This window comes from Sphingopyxis sp. H115 (assembly GCF_001468465.1).
In the GTDB taxonomy this organism is placed as follows: Bacteria; Pseudomonadota; Alphaproteobacteria; order Sphingomonadales; family Sphingomonadaceae; genus Sphingopyxis.
Genome location: NZ_LNSA01000017.1, coordinates 87,413 through 95,573, shown reverse-complemented (window position 1 = coordinate 95,573; position 8,161 = coordinate 87,413). Strand labels below are relative to the sequence as shown.

General features: G+C 62.3%; 7 protein-coding genes. 3 read left to right on the top strand and 4 right to left on the bottom strand.

The annotated features are described in order from the left end of the window. Window positions 1-82: 82 nt before the first annotated feature. On the bottom strand, window positions 83-496 hold the full coding sequence (locus ATE71_RS13335) for a DUF2147 domain-containing protein (protein WP_058803801.1): 414 nt from the start codon (window positions 494-496) through the stop codon (window positions 83-85). Continuing rightward, window positions 493-1,350 (bottom strand): metal-dependent hydrolase, encoded by an 858-nt coding sequence (locus ATE71_RS13330; RefSeq protein ID WP_058803798.1) that lies wholly within the window; start codon window positions 1,348-1,350, stop codon window positions 493-495. The genes ATE71_RS13335 and ATE71_RS13330 overlap by 4 nt, the downstream gene beginning before the upstream one ends. Before the next feature lie 199 nt (window positions 1,351-1,549). On the opposite strand from ATE71_RS13330, the gene ATE71_RS13325 reads away from it, so the two are divergent. Further along, window positions 1,550-2,176 (top strand): TetR/AcrR family transcriptional regulator, encoded by a 627-nt coding sequence (locus ATE71_RS13325; protein WP_058803797.1) that lies wholly within the window; start codon window positions 1,550-1,552, stop codon window positions 2,174-2,176. A gap of 16 nt (window positions 2,177-2,192) precedes the next feature. On the opposite strand, the gene ATE71_RS13320 is transcribed toward ATE71_RS13325, so the two are convergent. Beyond that, window positions 2,193-3,185 (bottom strand): FecR family protein, encoded by a 993-nt coding sequence (locus ATE71_RS13320; protein ID WP_058803795.1) that lies wholly within the window; start codon window positions 3,183-3,185, stop codon window positions 2,193-2,195. Continuing rightward, window positions 3,182-3,694 (bottom strand): RNA polymerase sigma factor, encoded by a 513-nt coding sequence (locus tag ATE71_RS13315; RefSeq protein WP_058803793.1) that lies wholly within the window; start codon window positions 3,692-3,694, stop codon window positions 3,182-3,184. Before ATE71_RS13315 ends, ATE71_RS13320 begins: the two co-directional genes overlap by 4 nt. 351 nt (window positions 3,695-4,045) lie before the next feature. On the opposite strand from ATE71_RS13315, the gene ATE71_RS13310 reads away from it, so the two are divergent. Further along, window positions 4,046-7,273, top strand: coding sequence for a TonB-dependent receptor domain-containing protein (locus ATE71_RS13310; RefSeq protein WP_235588013.1), 3,228 nt, complete (start codon window positions 4,046-4,048; stop codon window positions 7,271-7,273). A gap of 329 nt (window positions 7,274-7,602) precedes the next feature. Next, entirely contained in the window at window positions 7,603-8,073 is a 471-nt protein-coding gene (locus tag ATE71_RS13305; RefSeq protein ID WP_058803791.1) for a hypothetical protein, read from the top strand. Window positions 8,074-8,161: the final 88 nt, after the last annotated feature.

Genomic DNA, 8,161 nt, shown 5'->3' with positions numbered 1-8,161 from the left:
CTGCCGAAGCTCGCGGCGGGGGGCGGGTTGCTCGCCGCCGCCGCCGCGATGTTTCACTTGGTCGGCTAGCCCACAGCCCTATTCAGCCGGCGCGCGTCCATATCTTGGTACGGCAAAAGAAGACGACGCATCCCTTGAGCTCGAGCTTGCCGCTCGGGAGCAGTTTGAGCTGGCCCTTGGGTGCGCCGTCGCCCGATTCGGGGTCGTAGACGGGGCCGCCCTTCCATTCGCGCGGGCCGCCGGTGAATCCCTTGAGCACGACGAGGCCCTTGAGCTTGCGCTGGCGCAGCGCGGGGTCCGAATTGCGGACGTCGCGCAGGTCGGGATTGGCGCGGAGCCGGCTGGCATCGACGACGCGGCCGCACAGCGCGCTGCCGCATTTATAGATTTCGACGCGCCCGCCCTCGGTCCCGGTCGCCCAGACCCCGGTGATGTCGGCGGCCGCAGCGGGCATAGCGACGGCGGCAGCGGCGATGGCGAAAGCAATCCTCATCATGCGGCCATTCCTTTCGGCTTGCCGGCTTCGAGCAATTTCAGCGCGGCGTCGAGCAGCGGCCGGTCGTCCAGTTCCCACGGATGGAAGCCCGGTTTCATATAGGTGAAGACGCCGCGCAGCAACGCGCGCATCAGCCCGTGTCGGCCGTAAAGCCACGCAAGCAGCACCCGCCAGGTCGCCCAATCGTTGCGGCCGTCCTGCCGCAAGAGGTCGGCCGTGTTGCGGAAAATGACATAGTGGAACCGCATCGTCGTCACGCACATCACCGTGCTGCGCTTGAGCCAGCGGCGCAGCGGGGTCATGGACCGTGCGGCGTGGAGATAGGTGTCGAACGCCACTGCCTTATGCTCGATTTCCTCGATCGCATGCCAGCGCCAGAGCTGCCGAGCCTCTTCGGACGCGCCGCCCAGATGTTCGGGGTTCGCCAGCGCGTCGTGTGCCAGCGTCGCGGTGAAATGTTCGAGCGCGCAGGTCGCGGCCAACTGCTGGATCGGCGAGCGACGCTTGGCCCAGGCGATCGTGCGGCGGGCACGGTCCTCGGCCGATGCGATGTCGAAACCGACATCCTCGGCCTGACGGTTGAACACGACATGTTCGCGGCTGTGCATCGATTCCTGATAGAGGAAATCGTCGATCTGGCCGCGCAGCGGCTGCGGCGTCCCGTCGCGATAATGGCGCACCGACGTCATAAAGAATTTCTCGCCCACGGGGAAAGTAGAGGAGAGGGCGTTGAAGAAGGCAGTGCGGCCGGGGTCGTTGCTGTGCCACCAGCGCGGGGGCGCCTTTTCACGCCCGAATTTCAGGTCGCGCTTTTCGATATGCAGGTCGTCGGGTGTACGGATGGGGGAAGACATAGGTACCTCTCTGCGACTCAAGTTACATTAACATCAATGTTTATATCATTGCCGCAGGCATGGTGCAAGCCTCGGCTATTTGGCAGTTTCCAGCGGTTTTCTCTCCCGTTGTCACGGCGAGGGTGACAATTGGCGGCTTTGCGGTAAGGCTTTTCGGCGAAAAAGCTCCCGTGGGCGCGACGGCTGCAAAGGATCAGGAATGTACAAGCAAGCGCGACCGCATCAAAAGCGGCGCAAGCGTTCGGGGGACGAGGTCCGCGAAGAGGCGCTGGTTGCGGCGCGGCGTTTGCTGCTCGATGGGGGGCCCGCGGCGGTGACACTCGCCAATGTCGGCCAGGAAATCGGCATGTCGCACGCCAATGTCCTCCACCATTTTGGATCGGCGGCGGGGCTGCAATCGGCGCTGATGGGATCGATGGTGCGCGACCTCACGACCGCGCTCGACAATGTCGTCGGCCTGCTCAAAACCGATGCGGCGGCGCCGCGGACGGTCGCCGACCGCGTGTTCGACGCCTTCGACAAGGGCGGCGCCGGCCCGCTCGCGGCGTGGATCATATTGTCGGGCGACGTCGAGCATCTCGAACCGGTGCGCGAAGCAGTCCGCGCACTCGTCGATGCGATCGTCGGCCAGTCGACCGATGCTGGCGCTCCCGACCGGGTGCGCGCGGCGGTGCTGATGATGGCGGTGACGGCGTTCGGCGATGCGGTGATCGGGCCGCCGGTGCGCGACATGCTCGACCAGCGCGACGATGCGATGCGCGACCTTATCGCGCGCATCCTGCCGCTTTTCCTGATCCCGGGCGGTATCCCGCCGGCGGCATCCTAAACCGCGGCGCGCGCAGTCATTCGGCTCCCGAAAGCAATATCTCGTCGTCGGTCGTCGAAACGCGGCGCGCGATATCGTTGAGTTCCATCGCCTTGACAAATCCATCGACATCGCCGGCCTCGAACACGCCGACGACCTGCTTGTCGGGGATCTTGCCATCCTTGAACGCGAGTTTGCGCGTCGAATAGCGGTTCATTTCGGCGACCGCCTCGGACAGCGGATCGCGCATGAAGATCAGCCGGCCCTCGGTCCAACTCGTCTCTTTCGCCACGTCGACGCGCCGCAGCGTCCAATTATGGTCGGCGCCAATGACGAGCTGGCCTCCGGGTGCCATATCGGTGCCGCTACCGATGCCCGGCTCGGCCGCCGCCTCTTCGACCCGGACCTTCCCTTCGGCAAGCGTGACGACCATATTGCCATGTTCGAAGCTGACCTCGAACGCCGTGCCGATCGCGCGGACGCTCTTGCCGCCGGCGTGGACGATGAAGGGCCGCGACGGATCGGCCGCGACGCGGAAATAGGCGCGTCCGCCGACCAGGTCGACGCGCCGTTCGCGCGGGCTTTCGCTCACTCGCATTTCCGTTTCGGAATCGAGCGTTACGATCGATCCCTCAGGCAGGGTTACGGTCGTCGTCTGGCCGACACCGGTGCGGAAATGCTGGTCCTGCACGCCGCCGAAGCCCGGCACGCCCATCTGGTACATGCCCCACCCGGACGCAACGACGAGCAACAGCGATGCGGCCATCGCGAAATAGCGGCGCCAGGGCGCGCGCCGTTCGGCCACGGGTTCGGGCTCGCCCAGCATTTCGGGGTCCTGCGGGATCGTGCCCGCGATCATCCAGGCGCGATCGACCAGCCGATAGGCGTCGCGATGGGCATCCGACCGGTCGAGCCATTCGTGGAAAAGCCGCTCGTCGTCGATTGTCATATCGCCCGAGCGTTGCAGGTTGAACCAGTGGGCGGCTTCGGAGCGGAGCGCTGCGCGTTCGAGGATTTGCTTGCCGGTCATAGCCCCGGCTCCATTTCTTCGGCGATCCGAACCAGCGCGCGGTGCATCAATTCCTTCACCGCTTCCTTGGAGATGCCCATTCGCTGCGCGATCGCCTGATAGGTCAGATTTTCGAACCGGTGATACTGGAACGCCTCGCGCGCCCGCGGCGGCAGGTTCTGGATCGCTTCGAGGACGCGGCGATATTCCTGCTGCCCGATGACGATCCGTTCGGGCGACCGCTGATCGGCGATCTCTAGACCCTCTTCAAATTCGTCGTGCAACATCGCCGACCGCGCCTTTTGGCGGCGGTGGCGGCTGATCAGCGCATTGCGCGCGGCGGTGAAAAGATAGCGTTCGACATTGTCGATCGGGGCGCTGAGCTGTGCCGATTGTAGGCGCATGAAGACTTCCTGCACCAGGTCGTCAACGTCGGCGTCGTTCGCCCGGCGGCTGAAATAGCGCCGCAGGCCCGGGCCATAGGTGGTCATCCACGCCGCCAAATCGCGATCCGGATTGGGGACCGCCATCGTCAACCAAGACCCCGATAAAACAGGCATTGCCAGATGCTCCCAGCCTTTCGCGTCATTCCGGCATCATTCCCAAATCGATCATTGCGTCCCCATTCTACGCTGGAGCTAACCTGATAGACGCAGGAAAAATGCGTAAGGGGGGATCGGAGCGGTATCCCTTTGCATTTTTCCTAATACCCCGTTCACCGGCGTAGATATTAACATTGTTGAAAATTTCATGTGAGCATCCCCCCTTTCGGGACGAAGCGGCGTCTAGATAGATGGCGTCATGTCGAACGCCGCAACAACGGGGCGTCAACCCCGGCTACAGGGAGAGGGAGTGGGGACATGCGGTTCCAGGCATGCAATTTGCGTAAAATTTTGCTGAGCGGCGCGGCGATCGGGTGCCTTGCGCTTTCGGGCACGGCGGCATCGGCGCGCGAGCAGACGACAAATTATCGTATTCCCGCCCAGTCGCTCGACCGGGCCTTGCGCGATTTCGGGGTGCAGAGCGGCGTGACGATCATGGTCGATGCGTCGCTGGTGAACGGCAAGCGCACCGCGGGCCACAGCAGGCGGAGCGACCCCGAAACGGCGCTCCAGACGTTGTTGCGCGGCACCGGGCTCAGCTATCGCCGCGACGGGAATATATTCGTGGTGACGCGGGAGGGAAACGTAAATCGCGCCGTCGGGCCAGAAATTGAGGACGATAATGAAATCGTCGTGACGGCGCAGAAGCGCGAGGAGAAGATCAACGACGTGCCGATTGCCGTCACCGCCTTCACGCCGAAGGCGCTCGACGATCACAAGATCGAAGGCGGCGCCGAACTGGTGCGCGCGGTACCCAACGTCAATTTTTCGAAAAGCAATTTCAGCGGCTATGACTTCACGATCCGCGGGATCGGGACCAAGGCTATTTCGGCGTCGAACGACCCCGCGGTCGCGGTCAGCTTCAACAACACCCCCCTTATCCGCAACCGCCTGTTCGAAGCCGAGTTCTTCGACCTCGAACGCGTCGAGGTGCTGCGCGGGCCACAGGGTACGCTCTATGGCCGCAACGCTACCGCTGGCGTGGTCAACGTCATCCCGGCGCTTCCCGACGACAGCTTTGGGGGCGAGATAAAGGGGGAGGTCGGCAGTTTCGAGACGCGGCGCCTGTCGGGGATGCTCAACGTACCGATCACCGACACGCTGGCCGTCCGCGTCGCGGGCGCCATGACGAAGCGCGACGGCTTCGATTACAACACGTTCACCCAGCAGCGGGTCAATGGCCGCGACCTTTGGTCGACGCGCGCGTCGATCCAGTGGGAGCCGAGCGACCGGTTCAGGATCAACGCCATCTGGCAGCATTTCGAGGAGGACGACAACCGATCACGCACCGGCAAGCAGCTTTGCACCACCGATCCCGGCGTGGCCCAGGTCGGTGATATCGCGGTACCCGAATTCCTGCAAAGCCGGTTCAGCCAGGGGTGCCAGTCGGCGTCGCTTTACGACGATGCGGCCTTTGGCGCGCCTAATGCCAAGGCGCTGGCCTATGTCATGTTTCCCCAATTCAACATAGGCATCGGCAGGGATCCGACGGCGCCGCCGCCCCGTCCGCTCGTTTTTCCGATCGAGCGCAATTTCGATCCTTATGGCGATGTCGTGCAGTCGCGGGACATGAGGGAAATCGCCACCAGCTACGATCCCGTCTTTCGCGCCAAGAATGATGTGTTCCAGCTCAACATGGAAATAGGGATCGGCGACGATCTGACGCTCGTGTCGCAAGGCGCCTATTCCCGCGATCGTTATTATTCGTCGCAGGACTATAATCGGTTCGTCTCGGCGCCGGTGTTCAACGATTCAGCCACGCTGGTTCGACCGAATGGCGCGCCGATGACGGTGCCGGGCCCGACGCCGGGGGGCATTTTTACCGATCCGCAGCTGGGCGCATCGGACCGCATCATTTCCGCCGATCTCAGCCGGTCGCGCAATCGGCAATGGACCCAGGAACTGCGGCTGCAATCATCCTCTGACGGCCCTGTCAATTTTAACGTCGGGGCCAATTATCTCGATTTCAAATCGCAGGATGACTATTTCGTCTACAACAACCTGTTCTCGCTTATCGCGCAGTATAACTTCAACGGCAGCAACGTGGACAACGGCCGGGTTACTCGTAATTGCGGGGAAGGGACGCTAACGGCCCGCGAATGCGTTTATGTCGATCCCAATCCGATCGGCGAAGGTCCCGAGGACGGCCATAATTATTTTCGCAGCAAGAACCCGGTTCGGACCAAATCGCAAGCGGTGTTCGGCGAGCTTTACTGGCAGGCAGCCGAGGATCTGAAACTCACGCTCGGGCTGCGCTATACGCGCGACGAAAAAATCGCGACTCCGGTTCCCAGCCAATTGCTTCTGGGCTCATCTGAAAATGATCCGACGCAGGGCGGCTCGGTAAGCGGGGGCACGATCAACCGCGGTTTCCGTGAATTTCCCGATATCCGGCAGAAATGGAATACGGTGACGGGCCGGTTGGTCGTCGACTGGAAGCCCGACCTGTCCTTTACCGACGATACGCTGGTGTATGCGTCAGCTGCACGCGGCTATAAGGGCGGGGGCGCCAATCCGCCGCGCGCCGATATCGACCAGACGGTGATTCAGTATCAGCCGCTCCCCGAAACGTTCAAACCCGAATATGTGACGGCGTTCGAAATCGGGACGAAGAACAGCTTCGACGGCGGGCGGTTCACGCTCAACGCCGCAGCCTTCTTCAACGCCTATCAGGATTATCAGATTTCGCAGATCGTCGACCGCATTTCGCTCAACGAGAATTTCAGCGCCAAGACCTGGGGTCTGGAACTTGAGACGGCGTGGCGGCCCTCGCGCAATTTCCGGCTCGATGCGACGCTCGGCCTACTCGACACGCGGATCGACAAGGGCGCGAAGTCGATCGACGTGATGGACCGGACCCAGGGCAATCCCGACTGGATGCTGCTGCGGCCGTGGCTTCAGGTCCCCTCGAACTGCATCGCGCCCAAGGCCCTCGTCGGACAGATATTGGCCTATGATCGGGCGAACGAAGATCTGAAGCTGCTGATGCTGTCGGCGCTATGCGCCGGGTCCGCGCGTTACGGTACCTTCAATCCGGAGCTTCCGAACGTCAGCCCGGCGTTTCAGTTCGATCGGCTGCTGGGCTTCACCTATAATCCGCTGACCGATGCGCCGAACGGCGGGAAAGGCTTTTTTGCCGACCTTGGCGGCAACGAGCTGCCCAACGCGCCCCACTATACGTTCAACGTCGGCGCCCAATACAGCGCCTTTATCGAAGGCGGCGACTGGGTCCTGACTTTCCGCGGCGATTATTATCGTCAGGGCAAGAGTTATGCGCGCGTCTTCAACACCGAATATGACCGGCTGAAAGCTTGGGACAATGTCAATTTGGCCGTCACGCTTGCCCGCGGCGAAGGCGATTTCGCGCTCCAGCTTTATGTCAAGAACCTGTTCGACAAGGCGCCGATCACGGGCACCTTCACCAACAGCGACGACACGGGGCTCAGCACCAATGTCTTTACGCTCGACCCGCGCATCGTCGGCCTCAACGCGACGGTGAAATTCTAGCTCGTCGTAAAGGCGCAATGGCGCGGCGCCGGTTCCACGCGAACGCAATTGGAGGGGTTTCGGTTTCTCGTTGCAATCGGACAGGCGAGCTTCACGAGCCTCTCCCCTGGGGCCGCCGTTTCCTTGTTGGACGGCGGCCTCCGTTTTTTTTTGGCGATGAGGTGAGGTCCGAACGCCGACCCGGTCTCCCCGATCGACCGAGCCGTTAGCCTGCTAGAACACAAACAAAAAAACGCGTTCAATCCCCCCCTTTTCGTATCTGCCGCGTCATATTTATTGGGAGGCATCCCGCCTTCCCAAATCAACATCGATACGGAAGAGGATGTGTCATGAAGAAATTTACGGCCCTGATAGGAACCGTCGCCGCGCTCGCCATGCCTTTCGCCGCCCAGGCGCAATCGTTCAGCGGCAACGCCAACGGCAGCAACGGCTATGCCGAACTGGAGCAGTCCCTGAATGTGACGTGCGACGTGACGTTCGACGGAACGGTCACCTCGAGCACCACCGTTGCGATCTCGTCGCCCGACATCGCGCCGGGCGATTTCAGCTGTATCTTCGTCGTACCGCAGGGCACCTGGTCGGCCGCGACGGTGCCGGGTGATGCGACCAAGGTCGATATCACGATGGGTGCCAACACAATCGCCAACGACCCCTGCTACGGTACCGTTCGCGGCGACTGGAACAACAGCACCAAGGTTCTGACGATCACCAACAAGACGTTGCCGCCGATCGATCCGGCCGGCGACACCTGCACGATCCACGAGGCTGTGATTTCGATTCCGAATCTTAACCTCTCCTAAGTTCGGTTTGCATCCCGGCCGGGCACGCCAGCGTGCCCGGCCGATCTGCTTGCGGCTTGCCTCGCCGGTGCGAACATTGCATCCTCCA

What these genes read in the sequence shown, in the direction of transcription:
- ATE71_RS13305 (WP_058803791.1), top strand. Translation starts at nt 7,603, where the DNA reads ATGAAGAAATTTACGGCCCTGATAGGAACCGTCGCCGCGCTCGCCATG.
- ATE71_RS13320 (WP_058803795.1), bottom strand. Translation starts at nt 3,185, where the DNA reads ATGACCGGCAAGCAAATCCTCGAACGCGCAGCGCTCCGCTCCGAAGCC.
- ATE71_RS13315 (WP_058803793.1), bottom strand. Translation starts at nt 3,694, where the DNA reads ATGGCGGTCCCCAATCCGGATCGCGATTTGGCGGCGTGGATGACCACC.
- ATE71_RS13325 (WP_058803797.1), top strand. Translation starts at nt 1,550, where the DNA reads ATGTACAAGCAAGCGCGACCGCATCAAAAGCGGCGCAAGCGTTCGGGG.
- ATE71_RS13335 (WP_058803801.1), bottom strand. Translation starts at nt 496, where the DNA reads ATGATGAGGATTGCTTTCGCCATCGCCGCTGCCGCCGTCGCTATGCCC.
- ATE71_RS13330 (WP_058803798.1), bottom strand. Translation starts at nt 1,350, where the DNA reads ATGTCTTCCCCCATCCGTACACCCGACGACCTGCATATCGAAAAGCGC.